This is a genomic window from Micromonospora sp. NPDC023966 (assembly GCF_040639095.1).
Taxonomy (GTDB): Bacteria; Actinomycetota; Actinomycetes; order Mycobacteriales; family Micromonosporaceae; genus Micromonospora.
The window spans coordinates 146472-166225 of the sequence record NZ_JBEZZJ010000004.1 but is presented as its reverse complement, the minus strand read 5'-3'; the positions used below and the strand labels follow the sequence as shown (position 1 = coordinate 166225).

The window sequence follows — 19754 nt, the reverse complement described above, 5'->3', positions numbered from 1 at the left end:
CTCAGCCCAGCTCGTTCAGCCGGGCATCGAGGTCGACCCGGTCGCCGAGCGCGACGAAGCGCACCAGGAGCGGCCCGCCACTGCCGTCCAGCACCGTGACGTCGGTCCGCCCGTCGCAGCTCACCACCCGCTCCGACTCGTCAGCGTTGGAACCGGTGAACCCGACGGCGACCGTGCCCGGGCCCGAACAGCCGACCGTGAGCAGGAACCGGCTTCCGTCGGACGCGTTCGCCCGGCGGGTCACCGGGGCCCCGCCCGGCGTCAGGCGGGACTTCTCCCGCCACACCTCGTACCGGACGGCGCGCTGCCGGACCACCCCGTCGGGCTCCTCGTGGATCACCAGCGGCTCGTCCGGATCCGCCTCCGGCCCCGGCAGCACGACCTGGTCCAGCACCTGCCCCGTCTGCGGGTCCACCACCGCCCGCAACCGGGGCCCGCCGGCGTCGACCCGGATGCCGGGTTCGAGGAAGGCGGCGGTCGACGGGGCGGGGTCCGGCGCGGCCCGGCCCAGCTCCGGAGCCGCCGCCCGCCACCAGCCCGCGCCGGCCGCCAGCGCCGCCACGGTCAGCCCGGCCAGCACCGCGCTCCGCATCCGCTCGTCGGGAGCCATGGGGAGAGCGTATCGGCGTGGTGCGCCGGCCACCGCCCCGTCAGGGGGTGAGCTCCAGCAGGGCCGCGTAGAGGGTGAGGCCCGGGCCGAAGGCCAGCATCACGACCCGCTCCGGCGGGGTCTGCGCCCGGCGCAGCCGGTCCAGGATCAGCAGCACCGTCGGGGACGAACAGTTGCCGTGCTCGTCGAGCGTCGCCCGGGACGCCGCGAGCGCCGCCGGCGGCAGGGCCAGCTCACGCTCCACGACGTTGAGGATGCGCGGGCCGCCCGGGTGCACCGCCCAGCCGTCCACCTCGGAACGCTGCCACCCGTGCCGGTCCAGCAGATCGTCGACCAGGCCCCGGACGTGGTGCGAGAGCACCTGCGGCACCTTCGGCGACAACCCCATCCGGAAGCCGGTGTCGGTGACGTCCCAGGTCATGTGGTCCGCCGTGGAGGTGTCGGTCACGGAGGTGACCTCGCGCAGCGCGTACCCCCGGCCGCCGGGGACGACCACGGCGGCGACCGCGGCGTCCGAGAAGAGCGCGTGCGAGACGATCTGCTGGGTGTCCACCCGGGCGCCCGGCGGCTGGATGTGCAGGCTGGTCAGCTCCGCGCAGAGCAGCAGCGCGGGGCGGCCCCGGGCGGTCACGAAGTCGCTCGCCGCGCCGAGCCCCGGCAGGGCCGCGTAGCAGCCCATGTGCCCGACGAACATGCGCTGGGTGTCCGGGGCCATGCCCAGGTCCCGGGCGAGCAGGATGTCCAGTCCCGGGGTGGCATAGCCGGTGCAGGAGCAGACCACGAAGAGGCCGATGTCACCCGCGTCCAGGCCGGCGGCGGTCAGCGCCCGGCCGACCGCCTCCTTGCCCAGCGGCAACGCCTCGACCTGGTAGCGCCGCATCCGGCGTTCGGTGGGCCACTCCGAGACGTCCTCCAGCAGCGGGTTCACCGCGGCCTGCCGGCGGGACACCCCGGAGTTGGCGAAGATCCGCTCGGCCAGCGCCCGGGTGGTCCCCGAGAAGTGCTTCGCGAAGAAGCCCGCCCACAGCTCGTCCTGCGCGGCTGACGGCGGTTGCGCCGCACCCAGACCCGCGATCACCGGCACGCCCATGTCCCCCACCTCTCGTCCCCGAATCCACTTCACCAACGAGGCGTGGCCGTGTCACGGTCCGGGTCGCCGCCGAGCGCGGCGATGCCGAGCCAGTCGGCGCAGACGTCGGAGGTGGCCGGGTGCAGCGAGCCGCACCGGGCGTCCCGGTAGAGCCGCTCCAGCGGATGCCCCCGCCGTGTCGCCGAGGTGCCGGCGGCCTCCAGCATGGACGCGGCCACCTCGGCGGCCGTGGTCCCGGCGAGCAGCTTGGCCCGCCAGACCCAGCGGTTGGTCTCCGCGTCGCCGGGCGCCTCGTCGACCCGGCGGGCCGCCTCGGCGACCACCAGCTCGGCCGCCGCCACGGCCGCGTCCGCCCGGCCGAGCCGGGCCCGGACCGCCGGCAGGCCGGCCAGGTTGCGGGCGTTCAGGTGCTCGGCGGCGGCGTCGATCGCGGCCCGGGCCACCCCGACGTAGACGGCCGCGTAGCTGGCCACCAGCCAGTGCGGCATGAGCTGGGCGACCACCAGGGCTAGCCCCTCCACCCCGCCGAGCAGCCGGTCGGCGGGGACGGTCACGTCCAGGTGCAGGTCGTGCGAGGAGGTGGCGCGCATGCCCAGCGAGTCCCAGGTCGGCTCGACCGTGAGCCCCTCCCCGGCCGGGACCAGGAACTGGGAGACCACCGACTGGTCACCGGCGCTGCGGGCGGCCACCAGGTAGCCGTCCGGGTGGCCGGCGCCGGAGCAGAAGGTCTTGCTGCCTTTGATGTGCCACCCGCCCTCGACCGGCTGGTAGACCGTGCTGAGCTGGGACAGCCGGGCCCCGGCGCCGCGTTCGCTCATCGCCACCGCGTACCAGGCGCCCTCGGCCGCCGCGCGCAGCAGCCGGTCCCGGGCCGCGAGCGCCTCGTCCGGTACGCCGAGCGCCTCGGCCAGCTCCTCGGTGACCGCGCCCAGCGCGCCGGTGACCGAGGCGTGCATGTTGAACACCAGCGCGGTCGCGCCGTTGCCCCGGGCCAGCTCGGTGGCGACGGCGGCGTACTCGGCGAAGGTGGCCCCCATGCCGCCCAGCTCACGCGGCACCATCAGCCCGAACAGGCCGGCCTCGCGGAGGTCGGCGAAGTCGTCGACCGGGAAGGAGCCGTCCCGGTCGTGGTCGGCCGCGCGGGCGGCCAGTCGCGGCGCCAACCTGCGGGCCGCCTCCAGCGCGTGCACAGTCATGTAGCCCCCTTCTCGGCGTCCCTTTACCCCGGGCGGCCCCCGCTACCCGCTCCGGTGCCCGCGGCCCTGGTAGAGCACCGCGGTCGACCACGTCGGCACGATGCGCGGCTCCGTCCCGGCGGGACGGTCACCGCCACGCACGCGACGCAGCAGCCAGGCCAGTGTCCCGCCCAGCTCGGGGCGGATGCCGTGCAAGCGCAGCGCCACGCCGTGCCGGGCACATTCCGACACCAGGGCGCGGTCGTCCACGAACAACCGTGGATCGTGGATGCCGCGGGGCACGGTGGGAAGCCGTTCGCCAAGCTCCACCGCGATCAGCCGGGCCAGCAGGGTGTCGTTGAGCGTGTCCAGCACCAGCAGGCCGCCCGGCCGCAGCAGCCGGCACGCCTCGGCCACGGCGCGCCGCCAGTCCGGCACGTGTTCCAGCAGCTCGCCGGCGGAGACCACGGCGGCGCAGCCGTCCGCGAGCGGAACGGCGGTGGCGTCGCCCTGAATCACCGTCACGTCGTGCGCGGCGGCCTGGTCGAGGGCCGATCGGGTCAGGTCCACCCCGACGTGCCGGTAGCCCTTGCCGGACAGGTGCGGGGCGAGCAGCCCGGCGCCGCAGCCGAGGTCGACCAGCAGGTCGTCCACTGCGGACGCCGGGGGCACCAGGGCCGCGCGGGCCCGGGCCAGCCAGTGCAGCATGGCGAACGCGCCGTCCGGTCGCCACCACTCGCCGGCCAGATCGTCGTACTGGCGGGGATCGTTGGGCGGCAGCACCCGGGGCGGGGTGGACACCGGGGCCGCGTCTCGCATGGACCGAGCGTGGCACGACTCCCCGGTAACGACCAGACTTCCCTTATGTCGATGTCGGTGTTAGGGCTGGTCAGGGCGAGCCACCCGGAACCCGCCGCCGCGGTGACCGTGGTGGCCGGGCTGCTCGCGCGGGGCGTCGGGCACGGCCCGGCCGGGGTCGCCACCGTGGCGCTCACGGTGCTGGCCAGCCAGCTCGCCGTGGGCTGGAGCAACGACCTGATCGACGCCGACCGGGACGCCACGGTGGGGCGTACCGACAAACCGGTGACCAGCGGTGCGGTCTCGCGGCGGGCCCTGGCCCGGGCCACCGTGCCGGCCGCCGTCGCCACCCCGCTGCTGGCGCTGGCCGCCGGTCCGGCGGCGGCGTTCTGCGCCACCCTCGGCTTGGTCTCGGCACTGCTCTACAACTGGCCGCTGAAGTCGACCCCGGTCTCGGTGCTGCCCTACGCGGTCTCGTTCGGCGCGCTGCCCGCCTTCGTGGTGCTGGCCCTGCCGGGCGCGCCCGCGCCCCCGGTCTGGCTGGTCGCCGCCGCCGCGCTGCTGGGCGCCGGGGCGCACTTCGCCAACGTGCTGCCCGACCTGGCCGACGACGCGCGGACCGGGGTGCGCGGGCTGCCCCACCGGCTCGGGCCGGCGGGCAGCCGGGGGGCCGCCGCCGGGCTGCTCCTCGCGGCCACCGTCGCGCTGGTCCTCGGGCCGCCCGGGCCGCCGTCGTGGGTGGGGCTGGCGGCGGTCGCCGCCGCCGTCGGGGTGCCGGCCCTCGGCTGGTACGCCGGACGCGCCGCGAACGGGGCCGGCGGCCGGCCGGTGGCCGCCTTCCGGGCCGTCATGGTGGTGGCGCTCATCGACGTGGTGCTGCTGGTGGCGAGCGGCCGGGTGGTCTGACGGTTCCCCGCGGAGGTGGCATTACCGGGTCGGCGTGCGGGCCTCGATCAGCTCCAACTACCCTGGAGCGCGGTCTGCGCGGGTATGGCCACCCCGTGTCCGGCGTCCGGCCGGGCGGGGATCGTGACGAGGAGGACCGACGTGACGCGCTCGATCAGGGGTTCCCGGCGGGCGGCCCTGTTGCTGGCCGGTACCGCGGCGGCGGCGAGCCTGGTGCTGTCCGGGTGTGGCGCCGGCCAGGTGGCCGAGACCGCCAACAAGATCCCGTCGGTGCAGGGCGTCAACGTCCAGACCCCCGACAACCTCTACAAGGTGCGCGGCCTCTACGTGGAGTTCCCCGGCACCGAGGGCTACAAGTCCGGCGCCAACGCGCGGCTGAACGTCGTGATCTACAACGACAGCCAGGCGCCGGTGACCCTGACCGTCACCACCGACAGCGCCCGCGAGATCCTGCTCAGCGGTGCCGGGGCGGGCAGCGACGAGGCCACCCCGACCGGTTCGCCCACCGAGCCGGCCTCCGCGTCGCCCACCGCGACCGACCCGAGCGCCTCGCCCAGCCAGTCGCTCGGCACCAGCGAGTCCCCGTCGGCGAGCGGCTCCGCCTCGGCCAGCGGGTCGGCCTCGGCGAACCCGTCGCCGTCGGCCAGCGAGTCCGCGCCGGCCGGGCAGCCGGCCCGGATCGAGATCCCGGCCCTGAGCTACGTCCAGCTCACCAGCAACAGCCCGCAGTTCCTCCAGCTCGTGGGCCTCAACGAGGCCCTGCTCGTCGGCGAGCGGGCCAACCTGACCTTCGACTTCGGCAACGGCAAGGTGATCAAGACCGGCGCGGCCGTCGGCGTCCCGCTGACCCCGGCCGCACCGCCCTCGCCGGTGGTGCAGCCCCGCGAGGAGGAGGAGGGCGGCGCCGGCCACCCGGGCGGCCTCCCGGGAGGCGGCACCGAGGGCGGCAACCACAGCTGACCGCCAGCTCACGCTTCGACGACACCGCCGGTGTGGCCCGCGCCACGCCGGCGGTGTCGCCGTTTCCGGGTGGGCTTTCGTCGTACCGTCCGGTTAGCGTCCTGGGGTGACCTCGCCCCGATCGACCTCGCCCCGGGCCAGCGCCGGCCGCGGCCGCGCCGCCGCCCGTGAGCCGCGCCCGGCCTACGAGTGCGACGCCTGCGGCCATCAGCCCCCCAAGTGGGTCGGGCGCTGCCCGGAGTGCGGCGAGTGGGGCTCGGTGGTCGAGTGCACAGTGAGCGGCCCGCTGGTCTCCGGCCGGGTGGTCAGCTCCCGGATGCCCGCCGAGCCGGCCCGCCCGATCGCCACCATCAGCGCCGCGCCCGCCCGCGCCCGGCCCACCGGGGTCAGCGAGCTCGACCGGGTGCTCGGCGGCGGCCTGGTCCCCGGCGCGGTCGTGCTGCTCGCCGGCGAGCCCGGGGTCGGCAAGTCCACCCTGCTGCTCGACGTCGCCCAGCAGTGGGCGGCCAACGCGGGCAGCCCCTCGCTGGTGGTCAGCGGTGAGGAGTCGGTCAGCCAGGTGCGGCTGCGCGCCGAGCGGATGGGCACCCTGCACGAGCAGCTCTACCTGGCCGCCGAGAGCGATCTGTCGGCGGTGCTCGGCCACCTCGACGCGGTCAAGCCGGGCCTGCTGGTGCTCGACTCGGTGCAGACCATCTCCACCACCGGCACCGAGGGCGTGCCGGGTGGGGTCACCCAGGTCCGGGCGGTCACCGCGGCGCTGGTCGCGGTCGCCAAGGAGCGCGGCATCGCCACCGTGCTGGTCGGGCACGTCACCAAGGACGGCCAGGTCGCCGGCCCCCGGGTGCTGGAGCACCTGGTCGACGTGGTGCTGCACTTCGAGGGCGACAAGCACTCCTCGCTGCGCATGGTCCGCGGCGTCAAGAACCGGTTCGGCGCGGCCGACGAGGTGGGCTGCTTCGAGATGCACGAGGGAGGCATCAGCAGCCTGGCCGACCCGTCCGGCCTCTTCCTGACCCGCTACTCCGAGCCGGTGCCGGGCACCTGCGTCACGGTGGCCATGGAGGGGCGGCGCGCACTGGTCACCGAGGTGCAGGCGCTGATCGGCGCCACGGTCGCCGGCTCCCCCCGGCGCACGGTCTCCGGGCTGGACAGCGCCCGCCTGGCCATGGTGCTCGCGGTGCTCCAGCGGCGCACCGAGCGGCTGACCCTGCACGACCGGGAGGTCTTCGCCGCCACCGTGGGCGGCATCCGGGTGGTCGAGCCGGCGGCCGACCTGGCCGTGGCCCTAGCGGTCGCCTCCGGCGGGCTCAACCTGGCCCTCAACCCGCACCTGGTGGCCATCGGCGAGGTCGGGCTCACCGGCGAGGTGCGCCGGGTCGGGGCGGTCCCCCGCCGGCTGGCCGAGGCGGCCCGTCTCGGCTTCCGGCTGGCCCTGGTGCCGCCCGGTTGCGGCCCGGGCAGCAGCGGAGTGGCCCCCGAGAACATGCGCGTGATGGAGGTCACCGACGTCCGGGCGGCCCTCCAAGCTGCCGCACGCGCGTCGGCCGAGTGACGGTCCGTACGCGTGCGGTGGGACCGGCCGGGCGATTTCGGACAGCCGTCGCAGCTGGTCGGCGACCGGGGGAGCCGGACATCGTGACACATCACAGTAACCACGAGAGCACCCACCGCACCGCAGTCCGTAGACTGTGCCCGTGCCGATCGACCGCGATGCCACCAAGCCCGCCGCGACGACGCCGCACGCCCGCACCGGCGCCGTGGGCTCCCCCGCCCGTGCCATCAGCGTGAGCGTCACCGGAAGCGTCGGCGGAGCCGGCGGCGACCCGCTGCGGGCCAACCTCGCCCTCATGGCGCCGGGCACCGCGTTGCGCGACGGCCTGGAGCGGATCCTGCGCGGCCGCACCGGCGCACTGATCGTGCTCGGCTACGACAAGATCGTCGAGCAGATCTGCACCGGCGGCTTCCCGCTCGACGTCGAGTTCTCCGCGACCCGGGTCCGCGAGCTGTGCAAGATGGACGGCGCCGTGGTGCTCTCCAGCGACGGCACCCGGATCGTCCGGGCCGCGGTGCACCTGATGCCCGACCCGTCGATTCCCACCGAGGAGTCCGGCACCCGGCACCGCACCGCCGAGCGGGTGGCCCGGCAGACCGGCTACCCGGTGATCTCGGTCAGCCAGTCCATGCGGATCATCAGCCTCTACGTCAACGGCCAGCGGCACGTGCTGGACGACTCGGCCGCCATCCTCTCCCGGGCCAACCAGGCCCTGGCCACCCTCGAGCGCTACAAGCTCCGGCTGGACGAGGTCTCCGGCACGCTCTCCGCCCTGGAGATCGAGGACCTGGTCACGGTCCGCGACGCGGTGGCCGTGGTGCAGCGGCTGGAGATGGTCCGCCGGATCGCCGACGAGATCGCCGGCTACGTGGTCGAGCTGGGCACCGACGGCCGGCTGCTCGCCCTCCAGCTCGACGAGCTGATGGCCGGCGTGGATGCCGACCGCACCCTGGTCATCCGGGACTACCTGCCGGTCGGCCGGAAGTCGCGCACCCTCGACGAGGCCCTGGTCGAGCTGGACCTGCTCAGCGCCACCGAGCTGATCGACCTGGTCGCGGTGGCCAAGGCGATCGGCTACCCGTCCGCCTCCGACGCGCTCGACGCCGCGGTCAGCCCGCGCGGCTTCCGCCTGCTGGCCAAGGTGCCGCGGCTCCCCGCGGCCGTGGTCGACCGGCTGGTGGTGCACTTCGGCAGCCTCCAGCGCCTGCTCGGCGCGACCGTGGAGGACCTCCAGGCGGTCGAGGGGGTGGGCGACGCCCGCGCCCGGGGCGTCCGCGAGGGGCTGTCCCGGCTCGCCGAGGCGTCCATCCTGGAGCGCTACGTCTGACCGCGGTCAGCCCGTGATGGTCAGCTTCACCGGCTCGCTGAGCTTGGTGCCCACCCGGGCGAAGACCTGGTAGGTGCCGATCGGGGCGTACTTGCCGTTGGCCACGCCGTTGGCGCAGCTGTTGTCCAGCTTGCCGTTCCAGCCCAGCTCGTAGGAGCGCTCGAAGTTCGGCGTGAACGACTGCACGTCGGAGCCCTTGCCGGTGCCGCAGGTGTCCGAGGACCAGATGCGGTTCGCGCCGGCCTTGATGTAGAGCTCCTGCAGATCGGCCCCGACATCCCGGCTGCACGTACGCCCCGAGATGTTCTTGACCTTGAGCCGCAGGGTGACCGTCGTGCCCCGCTGCGCGCTGGCGGGCAGCGCCACCGGCGTCACCTGGAGCTCCGAGTCGGTGCAGGTGCCGTCGTCGGCCACCGGGGCGGCCGGCGCGCCACCGTCGTTCGTGCCGGTACCGCCGCCGTTGTCGGTTCCCGTGCCGCCGCCGTCGCTCGTCCCGCTGCCGGCACCCGAGTCGCCCGCGGTGGGCGACGGGCTGGTGGACTGCGGGGTCAGCAGGGAGCCGGTCGGCCCCGGGGCCGCCGTGCCGCTCGGTGACGCACCGCTGGTGGGCGCGCCGTTGTTGCGCTCGGTGCCGGTGCACGAATAGAGCAGGACAATCAGGAAGAGCAGCCCGGCTCCGAGTACCACGGCGCGACGCCGCCAGTACACGTTGGGAGGCAGAGGGCCGACCGTCAGACGCATGATGCGTTCACCGTAACGGCGCGACGCCCGGCCCGCCGGTGCGACGCGCCGGGAAGCCTTCGCCCCGCTCCACCGCCGTCCACAATGGACAGCTCAGGTCACCGAACGGGGCCATCCGGCCACCGCCGGTCAGAGGTAGACCTTGCGCTGGTAGACGGCGTGCGCACCGGCCACCTGGTTGAGGAAGAGCAGGCCGGCGCAGTGGTCGATCTCGTGCTGGAGCGCCCGGGCCTCGAACCCGTCGGTCACCAGCCGCACCGGGTCACCGCTGCCCGGCAGCACGGCCTCGACCACGAGGCGGCTGGCCCGCTTCACGTCACCGGTCAGGTCGGGCACCGACATGCAGCCCTCCCGCCCGGCCTTCCAGCGGCTCGCCTCCACCACGGTGGCGTTGCAGAGCACGAAGGTTCCGTGCACGGTGACCGCCTTCGGGTGCCCGGTCACGTCCACGGCGAACACCTGGGCGCTCACCCCGACCTGCGGCGCGGCCAGACCCACGCAGCCCGGCGACACCCGCATGGTGGCGACCAGGTCGGCGGCGAGCTGGACCACCTCGGCCGAGGTCGGGTCGACTGAGGGCCCGGGCCGGCTGAGCACCGGGTCGGGCGCGGCCACCACCGGGCGTACCTCGCCGGCGAGGCCGAGCTTCTCCGGGGTCCAGCCGCCCAGGCCGGCGTACTCCTCCGCCGTCACAGCAGGTCCGTGTCCGCCGGGCGGAGGCTGACCCCCACGCCCAGCTCCGCAGCGGTACGGGCGAGCCGGCCCGCCACCTCGTCGGCGCTGCCCGGCGGCAACTCGACCTCGGCGACCACCACGTAGAGCGAACCGGTCAGCCGGGTGCTCAGGTCGGTCACGTTGCCGCCCGCGTCGGTCAGCACCCGCGTCATCGCCGCGACGATGCCCATCCGGTCCGCGCCGTGCACCGCCATCACGTACGGCTCGCCGGCCGGCGCGGTCTGCCCGTCGGGGGTGACCGCCCGTACGGTGGCCAGCAGCTGCCCCTCGGCGGCGAGCGGGGCCAGCGCGGCCTCGACGTCGGCGGCGGCCGGGCCCACGCAGATCAGGGTCATCGCGAAGTGTCCCCGCAACCGGGTCATCGTCGAGTCGGTGAGGTTCGCGCCGAGCCGCGCGAGGACCTCGGCGACGTCGGCCACGATGCCCGGCCGGTCCCGGCCGATGACGGTGATCGCGAGCTCGTTCATCCGGACATTCTGCCCGGTAGCCGCCGGTCCACCGCGACGGCCCGCCCGGCCCGCCCAACCTGCGGGAAAGCCGCCCGTGACATCATCGGCGGCGCGATGTCTGAGCCCACTTTCGCCACCCTGATCAGCCGGTGGTACGAACGCAACGCCCGCGACCTGCCGTGGCGCGAGCCGGGGATCGGCGCCTGGGCGATCCTGGTCAGCGAGGTCATGCTCCAGCAGACCCCGGTGGTCCGGGTGCTGCCCGCCTGGGAGGCGTGGCTGGCCCGCTGGCCGACCCCGGCCGCACTGGCCGACGACACCCCTGCCGAGGCGATCCGGATGTGGGGCCGCCTCGGCTACCCCCGCCGGGCGGTACGCCTGCGCGACTGCGCGGTGGCCATCGTGGAACGGCACGGCGGCGCGGTGCCGGAGCGGCTCGACCAACTGCTGGCGCTGCCCGGTGTCGGCACCTACACGGCCCGGGCGGTGGCGGCCTTCGCGTACGGGCAGCGGCACCCCGTGGTCGACACCAACGTCCGGCGGGTGGTGTGCCGGGCGATCGCCGGCGAGCCCGACGCCGGACCGGCCACCCGCCCCGCCGACCTGGTCGCCACCGAGGAACTGCTGCCGGTCGAGCCCGCCGCGGCCGCGCTGGCCAGCGCCGCGTTCATGGAACTCGGGGCGGTGGTCTGCACCGCCCGCGCCCCGCGCTGCGCGGTGTGCCCCGTCGAGTCGCTCTGCGCGTGGCGCGCCTCCGGCCAGCAGGCCCCGGCCGGCCCGACCCGCCGCCCCCAGCGCTACGCCGGCACCGACCGGCAGGTACGCGGTCTGCTCCTCGCGGTGCTCCGCGACGCCCCCGGGCCGGTGCCGCACCAGCGGCTCGACCAGGTCTGGCACGATGACGTGCAGCGGGCCCGGGCGCTGGCCGGGCTGGTCACCGACGGCCTGGTCGAGCCGGTCGGCGAGGAGTCCTTCCGACTCATCGGCGACGGCCCGCCGGTCCCCCTCCCCCGCCCCTGACCCACCAGCCCGGTCCCGGCCGGCTCGGCACGAGAAAAGGCGACGGCCCCGGTGGCTTTCGCCTACCGGGGCCATCGCCCTCGATCAGTTGCCCGAACTTACGCGGCGTCGTCCGCGCCCGTGGCGGCGGTGCCGCCGAGGTCCGCCGGGACCGCGTCCGGCACGGCCACCGGCCGGTCGGCGCCCCGGAAGACGAGCTTGGACTTGTCGATGTTGTCGGGGTCGCCCTCGCAGTCCACCACCACGATCTGACCCGGGGTCAGCTCGTTGAAGAGGATCCGCTCGGACAGGTTGTCCTCGATGTCGCGCTGGATCGTGCGACGCAGCGGCCGCGCGCCCAGCACCGGGTCGAAGCCCTTCTTCGCCAGGTACTTCTTGGCGTTGTCGGTCAGCTCCAGGCCCATGTCCTTGTTCCTCAGCTGCGTCTCGATCCGGGCGATCATGATGTCCACGATCTGGAGGATCTCGTTCTCGCGCAGCTGGTGGAAGACGATGGTGTCGTCGATCCGGTTCAGGAACTCGGGCCGGAAGTGCTGCTTGAGCTCGTCGTTGACCTTCTGCTTCATCCGGTCGTAGTTCGACTCGGAGTCCTCAGAGGCCTGGAAGCCCAGCGACACCGCCTTGGCGACGTCCCGCGTGCCGAGGTTGGTGGTCAGGATGATGACCGTGTTCTTGAAGTCCACGATCCGACCCTGGCCGTCGGTGAGCCGCCCGTCCTCCAGGATCTGGAGGAGCGTGTTGAACACGTCCGGGTGGGCCTTCTCGATCTCGTCGAAGAGGACCACCGAGAACGGCCGACGACGCACCTTCTCGGTCAGCTGCCCGCCCTCGTCGTAGCCGACGTAGCCGGGAGGGGCACCCACCAGCCGGGACACCGTGTACCGGTCGTGGAACTCGGACATGTCCAGCTGGATGAGGGCGTCCTCGCTGCCGAACAGGAACTCGGCGAGCGCCTTGGAGAGCTCGGTCTTACCGACACCGGACGGGCCGGCGAAGATGAACGAGCCGGACGGGCGCTTCGGGTCCTTCAGGCCGGCCCGGGTACGCCGGATCGCCTTCGAGACCGCCTTGACCGCGTCCTCCTGGCCGATGACGCGCTTGTGCAGCTCGTCCTCCATGCGCAGCAGGCGCGAGGTCTCCTCCTCGGTCAGCTTGTAGACCGGGATGCCGGTCCAGTTGCCGAGCACCTCGGCGATCTGCTCGTCGTCGACCTCGCTGACGACGTCCAGGTCACCGGCCTTCCACTCCTTCTCCCGCTGGGCCTTCTGCCCGAGGAGCTGCTTCTCCTTGTCGCGGAGCTGGGCAGCCCGCTCGAAGTCCTGCGCGTCGATCGCGGACTCCTTGTCGCGGCGGACCTGGGCGATCCGCTCGTCGAAGTCACGCAGGTCTGGCGGCGCGGTCATCCGGCGGATGCGCATCCGGGCGCCGGCCTCGTCGATCAGGTCGATCGCCTTGTCCGGCAGGAAGCGGTCGGAGATGTAGCGGTCGGCCAGGGTGGCCGCCGCGACGAGAGCCGCGTCGGTGATGCTCACCCGGTGGTGCGCCTCGTAGCGGTCCCGCAGGCCCTTGAGGATCTCGATGGTGTGGGCCAGCGAGGGCTCACCCACCTGGATCGGCTGGAAGCGGCGCTCGAGAGCGGCGTCCTTCTCCAGGTGCTTGCGGTATTCATCCAGGGTGGTGGCGCCGATGGTCTGCAGCTCGCCACGGGCCAGCATCGGCTTGAGGATGCTGGCGGCGTCGATCGCGCCCTCGGCGGCACCCGCACCCACCAGGGTGTGGATCTCGTCGATGAACAGGATGATGTCGCCGCGGGTGCGGATCTCCTTGAGCACCTTCTTGAGGCGCTCCTCGAAGTCACCGCGGTAGCGGGAACCGGCGACCAGGGCACCGAGGTCGAGGGTGTAGAGCTGCTTGTCCTTCAGCGTCTCGGGCACCTCGCCCTTGATGATCTTCTGGGACAGCCCCTCCACCACGGCGGTCTTGCCGACGCCGGGCTCACCGATCAGGACCGGGTTGTTCTTGGTGCGGCGGGACAGCACCTGCATGACCCGCTCGATTTCCTTCTCGCGCCCGATGACCGGGTCGAGCTTGCCCTCGCGGGCGGCCTGGGTCAGGTTGCGGCCGAACTGGTCCAGCACGAGGCTGGTCGACGGCGCGGCCTCGCCCGGCGCGGCGCCCGCCGCGGCCGGCTCCTTGCCCTGGTAGCCGGAGAGCAGCTGGATCACCTGCTGGCGGACCCGGTTGAGGTCGGCGCCGAGCTTGACCAGCACCTGGGCGGCGACGCCCTCGCCCTCACGGATCAGGCCGAGCAGGATGTGCTCCGTGCCGATGTAGTTGTGGCCGAGCTGCAGCGCCTCGCGCAGCGACAGCTCCAGCACCTTCTTGGCCCGCGGCGTGAACGGGATGTGCCCGCTCGGCGCCTGCTGGCCCTGGCCGATGATCTCCTCGACCTGCTGACGGACGCCCTCGAGGGAGATGCCGAGGCTCTCCAGGGCCTTTGCCGCGACACCCTCACCCTCGTGGATCAGGCCCAGCAGGATGTGCTCCGTACCGATGTAGTTGTGGTTGAGCATCCGGGCCTCTTCTTGGGCCAGGACGACAACCCGTCGCGCTCGGTCGGTGAACCGCTCGAACATGCCCTCGTGCTCCTCACGTGCCGTGCGCCTTGATGGTCAGATCTCGGCGGGGCCGGTGCGCGGACGTCCGGGACGGGCGTCCGTGCCTCCTTACTCTATCGCCGCGGACCGACTCCGCTGAGGTCGTGTGTCCCCGCGAATGGCCGTTCACGCGTCGTTTCTGACAACCGTCCACGCTCAGGAGGTGTTCCGGTACCCCAGCCTGTACGCGCAGAGCGAAATTCGACCGCCGGTGGAAAAGCCCGGTCGAGGGGCTCGGGGCGGGGGCGTGGCGCCCGGCCGCGGTCTTCCACAACCTGTGGACAGCATCTCCACCACCTGTGGACAACTGCCCCGGAGGCCCGTTTCTTCCCGAGTCGCGGAGACCCCGCGGCGCAGCCGGCGCGAACCAGACAGACGGCGCAGCCGGGCGGAAACGCCGACGCCGGCCCGGAGTGGCACTCCGGTCCGGCGTCGTGTCGCCCGCTGCTGGCGTCGTCGGGGTCAGTGCCCCGCCTTCGCGTGGTACTCGTCCACGATCTCCTGCGGGATGCGCCCCCGGTCGGAGATGTCCTTGCCGGCCTTCCTGGCCCAGGCCCGGATGGCCTTGTTCTGCTCGCGGTCGGCGGTCGCGCCGCCGCGCCCGCGCGCGGCCCGGCCACCCACGACCACACCGCCGCGGCCGACCTTCGTCCCGTGCGCGATGTACTGCGCGAATACGTCACGCAATTTTTCAGCGTTGGAAGCCGAGAGGTCGATCTCGTACTGCACACCGTCGAGCGCGAACTTGACGGTCTCGTCAGCGTCCCCGCCGTCCAGGTCATCGACCAGCTTGTGAATGATCTGCTTGGCCACGTCCCACATTCCTTTCGAGCAGGGTTGCGATCCTGCAATACAGGAGCACAATAACCCCCCCGCTGCTTCCTCCGTCAATGGGATGCGGTAACGACCCGGAGAAGCTTCTGCGCTACTCCGGCCGGACCAACGGGAACAGGATGGTTTCCCGAATTCCCAGGCCGGTCAGCGCCATCAAGAGCCGGTCGATTCCCATTCCCATACCACCGGCCGGCGGCATTCCGTACTCCATCGCCCGGAGAAAGTCCTCGTCCAGCCGCATGGCCTCGTCGTCGCCCCGGGCCGCGAGCTGCGCCTGGGCCACCAGCCGCTCCCGCTGCACCACCGGGTCGACCAGCTCGGAGTACGCGGTGCCCAGCTCGAAACCGAGCACGTAGAGGTCCCACTTCTCGGCCAGGCCCGGCTCGCTGCGGTGGCCCCGGGTCAGCGGGCTGGTCTCCTCCGGGTAGTCGCAGACGAAGGTGGGCGCCTGCAGCGACGGGACCACCAGCTCCTCGAAAAGCTCCTCGGCCAGCTTGCCCGGGCCCCACTTCGGGTCGACCGAGAGACCGACCTTGTCGGCGTACTCGACCAGGCGTGACCTTTCGGTGCGGACGGTGACCTCCTCACCGAGCGCTTCGGAAAGAACACCGAACAGCGAGACCGAGCGCCACTCGCCGCCCAGATCGAACTCACGGCCGTCGGCGTGGGTTACCACCGTCGAGCCGGCGACCGCGAGGGCCGCCTGCTGCACGAGATTTCGGGTCAGCTCGGCCATCGTGTTGTAGTCGCCGTACGCCTGGTAGGTCTCGAGCATCGCGAACTCGGGCGAGTGCGAGGAGTCGATGCCCTCATTCCGGAAGTTGCGGTTGATCTCGAAGACCCGGTCGACGCCACCGACGACCGCACGCTTGAGAAACAGTTCCGGCGCGATTCGCAGATACAAATCGGTGTTCAGCGCATTGCTGTGGGTCACGAATGGGCGGGCCGCCGCGCCGCCGTGCAGCAGCTGGAGCATCGGGGTCTCGACCTCGATGAAGTCCTGCCCGTGCAGGGTGTCCCGGAGGCTGCGGACCGCGGTGGCCCGGGTGCGTACCATCTGCCGGGCCTGCGGTCGCACCACCAGGTCCACGTAGCGCTGGCGGACCCGGGCCTCCTCGCTCAACGGCTTGTGCGCCACGGGGAGCGGGCGCAGCGCCTTGGCGGTGACCGCCCACTCCTCGACCAGCACCGACAGCTCGCCGCGCCGGCTGGTGATCACCTCACCGGTCACCCCGACGTGGTCGCCCAGATCGACCAGCCGCTTCCAGTCGTCCAGCCGCTCCGCGCCGACCCGGTCCAGGGAGAGCATCGCCTGGAGTTCGGTGCCGTCGCCGTCCCGCAGGGTGGCGAAGCAGAGCTTGCCGGTGTTGCGGACGAAGATCACCCGGCCGGTGACCGAAACCCGGTCGCCGGTGGCCGTGTCGGTGGGCAGTTCGGCGTACCGCTCACGGATCTTCGCCAGCGTGCTGGTCCGCGGGAAGCCCACGGGGTACGGCTCGACGCCCTCGGCGAGCATCCGGTCCCGCTTCTCCCGGCGGACCTTCATCTGCTCCGGAAGGTCGTCGGCGGGGTCTACTGGCAGGGCGTTCTGCTCGGTCACGGCATGCTTCCTCAGACGGAGAATTCGGGCGGGGTCAGGCCCCGAGCGTACTCAAGGGCCCGCCGGGTCGTTACGGGATAACCTGCCCGCCATGACCGACCCCACTGAGGCCCTCTCGTTCGGCACGGCCGCCGCCGACTACGACCGGTACCGGCCGCGCTATCCCGAGGCGGCGTTGCGGTCGGCGCTCGACGACCTCATCCGGCCCGCCCGGGTCGTCGACCTGGGCGCCGGCACCGGGATCGTCAGCCGCGGCCTGCTCGCCCTCGGCCACGAGGTGACCGCCGTCGAGCCCGACCCGGGGATGCGGGCCCAGTTCGAGGCGGCCACGCCGGGCGTCGCCGCCCGGGCCGGCAGCGCCGAGTCGGTCCCGCTGCCCGACGGGCACGCGGACGCGGTGCTGGTCGGCCAGGCGTACCACTGGTTCGACCGGGAGCGGGCGCACCCGGAGATCGCCCGGGTGCTGCGCGCCGGGGGGATCTTCGCCGCGATCTGGAACCTCCGGGACGACCGGGTCGGCTGGGTGACCGAGCTGAGCCGGATCGCCGAGATCGGGGACACCGTCGACCACCTGCGCGAGACCGTGACCGGCTTCGGCCCCCGGTTCGCGGCGCCCGAGTGGGCCGAGTTCGACCACGCCACCCCCCTGACCCCGGACGAGCTGCTCGGGATGGTGCGCACCCGCTCGCACTACCTGACCGCCGGGCCGGACCGACGCCGCGAGGTCGACGCGGAGCTGCGCGATCTCCTCGCCACCCACCCCGACCTGGCCGGCCGGGACAGCCTGGACCTCCCCTACCGCACCCTGGTCGCCCGGGCGCGGCGCCACTGACCCCCCGCGCGGCCGGCCGCCGCACTAGCCTCGGCCCATGGCCGACGTGACCCAGGCACTCTCCTTCGGCGCCGCCGCCGCCGAGTACGACCGGTTCCGCCCCCGCTATCCCGAGGCGGCGCTGCGCTGGGCGCTGGACGGGCTGGCCGCCCCGGCCCGGGTGGTGGACCTCGGCGCGGGCACCGGCATCCTCACCCGCGGCGTGCTCGCCCTCGGTCACGAGGTCGTACCCGTGGAGCCGGATCCGGGGATGCGGGCGCAACTGGCAGCCGCCACCCCGGGCACGACGGCGCTGGCCGGCAGCGCCGAGGCCGCGCCGCTGCCGGACGGGGCGGTGGACGCCGTGCTGGTCGGCCAGGCCTACCACTGGTTCGACCGGGAGCCCGCACACGCCGAGATCGCCCGGGTGCTGCGCCCGGGCGGCACGTTCGCCCCGATCTGGAACACCCGGGACGAGGGCGTGGACTGGGTGGCGGAGCTGGGCCGGGTCGCCCACCTCGGCGACAACGCCGGCAGCGTGGTGGAGAAGTACGCCGACTTCGGCCCCGCCTTCACGCCGGTAGAGCTGGGCGGGTTCACCCACACCACCACCCTCACGCCCGACGAGGTGGCCGCCATGCTGCACACCCGGTCCTACTGGCTGACCGCCACGCCGGCCGAGCGGGAACGGGTCGACCGGGCGCTGCGGGAGCTGTTCGCCACCCACCCCGACCTGGCCGGCCGGGTGACGGTCGAGCTGCCCTACCGCACCCTCGTCCTGCGCTCCCGGCGGCGCTGAGGCTCAGTTGTTGCGCTCGTAGACCATCCGCAGGCCGATCAGGGTGATCATCGGCTCGTGGTGGGTGATGGTGCGGCACTCGCTGAGCACCAGCGAGGCCAGGCCGCCGGTGGCGATGACCGCCCGCACCTCGCCCAGTTCCTCGATCATCCGCTCGACGATCCGGTCCACCTGGCCGGCGAAGCCGAAGTAGAGACCGGCCTGGAGGCACTCGACGGTGTTCTTGCCGATCACCGAACGGGGCCGGGTGGCCTCCACCTTGCGCAGTTGGGCGGCGCGGGCGGCGAGCGCGTCGAAGGAGATCTCGATGCCCGGCGCGAACGCGCCACCGAGGAACTCACCCCGGTCGCTGATCACGTCGAAGTTGGTGGTGGTGCCGAAGTCCACCACGATCGACGGCCCACCGTAGAGGGTGTAGGCGGCCAGGGTGTTCACCACCCGGTCCGCGCCGACCTCCTTGGGGTTGTCGATGGCGAGCTGCACGCCGGTGCGCACGCCGGGCTCGACGATCACGCTGGGCAGGTCGGCGTAGTAGCGGGCCAGCATGGTGCGCAGCGAGCGCAGCGCGGCCGGCACGGTCGAGCAGGCCGCCACCCCGGTGATCTCCACGGCGTCCCCGGCCAGCAGGCCCCGGAACATCAGACCCAGCTCGTCCGCGGTGGACCGGGCATCGGTCTTGATCCGCCAGTTGTGCACCAGCTTGTCGCCGTCGAAGGTCGCCAGCACGGTGTTGGTGTTCCCGATGTCGATGCAGAGCAGCACAGCGGCAGCCTAGACGGTCATTCCTCGCGCAGATCCAGGGCGATGTCCAGGATCGGCGAGGAGTGGGTCAGCGCGCCGACGGAGAGGAAGTCGACGCCGGTCGCCCCGTACTCGGCGGCCACCGGCAGGGTGAGCCCGCCGGTCGCCTCCAGCTCCGCCCGGTCGCCCACCGCGGCGACCACCTCACGCAGCTGCGCCGGGGTCATGTTGTCCAGCAGCAGGAAGCCGGCGCCGGCCTCGACCGCCTCCACCGCCTCGGCCAGGGTGTCCACCTCGACCTGCACCGGCACGTCCGGGAACGCTTCCCGGACCCGGCGGAAGGCGGCCGCGACCCCGCCCGCGGCGACCTTATGGTTGTCCTTGATCATGGCGACGTCGTGCAGGCCCATCCGCTTGTTGGTGCCGCCGCCGGCGCGGACCGCGTACTTCTCCAGGGCCCGCAGGCCCGGCGTGGTCTTTCGGGTGTCCAGCACCATCGCCTTGGTGCCGGCCAGCGCGTCGGCCCACGCCCGGGTGTGGGTGGCCACCCCGGACATCCGGGAGAGCAGGTTCAGCGCCGTCCGCTCGGCGGTGAGCAGCAGCCGGGTCGGGCCGGTCACCGTGGCCAGCACGTCGCCGCGCGCCACCCGCTGACCGTCGTGGGCCACCAGCGACACCTCGACGGTACGGTCCGCGCCGGTCACCTCGCCCACCAGCTCGAACACGGCCGCGGCCACCGGCAGCCCGGCCACCACGCCGTCGGCGCGGGCGACCAGGTCGGCGGTGTCGTTCTGCGCGTCCGGGATGGTGGCGACGCTGGTGACGTCGAGGAAGTCCGCGCCCAGGTCCTCGGTGAGCGCGTCGACGACCACCCGCCGGACCCGCTCCGGGTCCAGGCCACCGGCCCGCAGCGCCCGCTCCGTCGACTCCCTCACTGTGACTCCTT

The 19754-nt window shown here is 73.3% G+C and carries 19 protein-coding genes; 7 read left to right on the top strand and 12 right to left on the bottom strand.

The genetic code is table 11. The annotated features are described in order from the left end of the window. Position 1: 1 nt before the first annotated feature. Genes AB0F68_RS09045 through AB0F68_RS09030 form a run of 4 tightly spaced genes read right to left on the bottom strand, consistent with a single transcriptional unit; the run spans position 2 to position 3694 of the window. Positions 2-610 carry a hypothetical protein gene (locus tag AB0F68_RS09045; RefSeq protein WP_357334157.1) on the bottom strand — a complete coding sequence of 203 codons (609 nt, stop codon included), beginning with the start codon at positions 608-610 and terminating at the stop codon, positions 2-4. Between the two features lie 40 nt (positions 611-650). After that, entirely contained in the window at positions 651-1700 is a 1050-nt protein-coding gene (locus AB0F68_RS09040; RefSeq protein WP_357334154.1) for a type III polyketide synthase, read from the bottom strand. Between the two features lie 29 nt (positions 1701-1729). Continuing rightward, on the bottom strand, positions 1730-2896 hold the full coding sequence (locus AB0F68_RS09035) for an acyl-CoA dehydrogenase family protein (protein WP_357334153.1): 1167 nt from the start codon (positions 2894-2896) through the stop codon (positions 1730-1732). A gap of 42 nt (positions 2897-2938) precedes the next feature. Further along, entirely contained in the window at positions 2939-3694 is a 756-nt protein-coding gene (locus AB0F68_RS09030; RefSeq protein ID WP_357334152.1) for a methyltransferase domain-containing protein, read from the bottom strand. A gap of 45 nt (positions 3695-3739) precedes the next feature. Between AB0F68_RS09030 and AB0F68_RS09025 the strand changes: the two genes are divergently transcribed. The 4 genes from AB0F68_RS09025 (at position 3740) to disA (ending at position 8421) form a co-directional block, all read left to right on the top strand. After that, positions 3740-4579, top strand: a complete 840-nt coding sequence (locus AB0F68_RS09025) for a UbiA family prenyltransferase (RefSeq protein WP_357334149.1) — start codon at positions 3740-3742, stop codon at positions 4577-4579. Positions 4580-4720: 141 nt separating this feature from the next. Continuing rightward, positions 4721-5539, top strand: a complete 819-nt coding sequence (locus tag AB0F68_RS09020; RefSeq protein ID WP_357334147.1) for a hypothetical protein — start codon at positions 4721-4723, stop codon at positions 5537-5539. A gap of 106 nt (positions 5540-5645) precedes the next feature. Continuing rightward, a complete protein-coding gene (gene radA / locus AB0F68_RS09015) occupies positions 5646-7094 on the top strand; it encodes a DNA repair protein RadA (protein ID WP_357334145.1) in 1449 nt (482 codons plus the stop codon). Positions 7095-7236: 142 nt separating this feature from the next. Next, positions 7237-8421 carry a DNA integrity scanning diadenylate cyclase DisA gene (gene disA, locus AB0F68_RS09010; RefSeq protein ID WP_091267634.1) on the top strand — a complete coding sequence of 395 codons (1185 nt, stop codon included), beginning with the start codon at positions 7237-7239 and terminating at the stop codon, positions 8419-8421. Between the two features lie 6 nt (positions 8422-8427). Here disA and AB0F68_RS09005 read toward each other — a convergent pair whose 3' ends face one another. The 3 genes from AB0F68_RS09005 to AB0F68_RS08995 form a co-directional block, all read right to left on the bottom strand. After that, complete coding sequence (locus AB0F68_RS09005; protein ID WP_357334143.1) at positions 8428-9162, bottom strand: hypothetical protein; 735 nt, start codon at positions 9160-9162, stop codon at positions 8428-8430. Positions 9163-9291: 129 nt separating this feature from the next. Further along, on the bottom strand, positions 9292-9855 hold the full coding sequence (locus AB0F68_RS09000) for a peptide deformylase (RefSeq protein WP_357334141.1): 564 nt from the start codon (positions 9853-9855) through the stop codon (positions 9292-9294). Then, positions 9852-10364, bottom strand: a complete 513-nt coding sequence (locus tag AB0F68_RS08995; RefSeq protein ID WP_357334139.1) for an ACT domain-containing protein — start codon at positions 10362-10364, stop codon at positions 9852-9854. The genes AB0F68_RS09000 and AB0F68_RS08995 overlap by 4 nt, the downstream gene beginning before the upstream one ends. Positions 10365-10460: 96 nt before the next feature. Here AB0F68_RS08995 and AB0F68_RS08990 point away from each other — a divergent pair, with 96 nt between their 5' ends. Next, on the top strand, positions 10461-11366 hold the full coding sequence (locus AB0F68_RS08990; protein ID WP_357334137.1) for an A/G-specific adenine glycosylase: 906 nt from the start codon (positions 10461-10463) through the stop codon (positions 11364-11366). A 98-nt stretch (positions 11367-11464) separates the two neighbouring features. On the opposite strand, the gene AB0F68_RS08985 is transcribed toward AB0F68_RS08990, so the two are convergent. From AB0F68_RS08985 to lysS, 3 genes are all read right to left on the bottom strand, one after another. After that, positions 11465-14002: an ATP-dependent Clp protease ATP-binding subunit gene (locus tag AB0F68_RS08985; RefSeq protein ID WP_046562693.1), complete on the bottom strand. Its 2538-nt coding sequence runs from the start codon at positions 14000-14002 to the stop codon at positions 11465-11467. A gap of 483 nt (positions 14003-14485) precedes the next feature. Continuing rightward, a complete protein-coding gene (locus AB0F68_RS08980; protein WP_357334134.1) occupies positions 14486-14836 on the bottom strand; it encodes an Lsr2 family protein in 351 nt (116 codons plus the stop codon). 112 nt (positions 14837-14948) lie between these two features. Then, positions 14949-16457, bottom strand: a complete 1509-nt coding sequence (gene lysS, locus AB0F68_RS08975) for a lysine--tRNA ligase (RefSeq protein WP_357334132.1) — start codon at positions 16455-16457, stop codon at positions 14949-14951. A gap of 91 nt (positions 16458-16548) precedes the next feature. Between lysS and AB0F68_RS08970 the strand changes: the two genes are divergently transcribed. Both AB0F68_RS08970 and AB0F68_RS08965 read left to right on the top strand, forming a co-directional pair. Continuing rightward, complete coding sequence (locus AB0F68_RS08970) at positions 16549-17289, top strand: class I SAM-dependent methyltransferase (RefSeq protein WP_357334130.1); 741 nt, start codon at positions 16549-16551, stop codon at positions 17287-17289. Between the two features lie 37 nt (positions 17290-17326). Beyond that, positions 17327-18067 carry a class I SAM-dependent methyltransferase gene (locus AB0F68_RS08965; protein ID WP_357334128.1) on the top strand — a complete coding sequence of 247 codons (741 nt, stop codon included), beginning with the start codon at positions 17327-17329 and terminating at the stop codon, positions 18065-18067. Positions 18068-18070: 3 nt separating this feature from the next. Here the strand turns inward: AB0F68_RS08965 and AB0F68_RS08960 are convergent, their stop codons facing one another. Both AB0F68_RS08960 and nadC read right to left on the bottom strand, forming a co-directional pair. Next, on the bottom strand, positions 18071-18829 hold the full coding sequence (locus AB0F68_RS08960) for a type III pantothenate kinase (RefSeq protein WP_357334126.1): 759 nt from the start codon (positions 18827-18829) through the stop codon (positions 18071-18073). 17 nt (positions 18830-18846) lie between these two features. After that, complete coding sequence (gene nadC / locus AB0F68_RS08955; RefSeq protein ID WP_357334123.1) at positions 18847-19743, bottom strand: carboxylating nicotinate-nucleotide diphosphorylase; 897 nt, start codon at positions 19741-19743, stop codon at positions 18847-18849. Between the last annotated feature and the right edge of the window lie 11 nt (positions 19744-19754).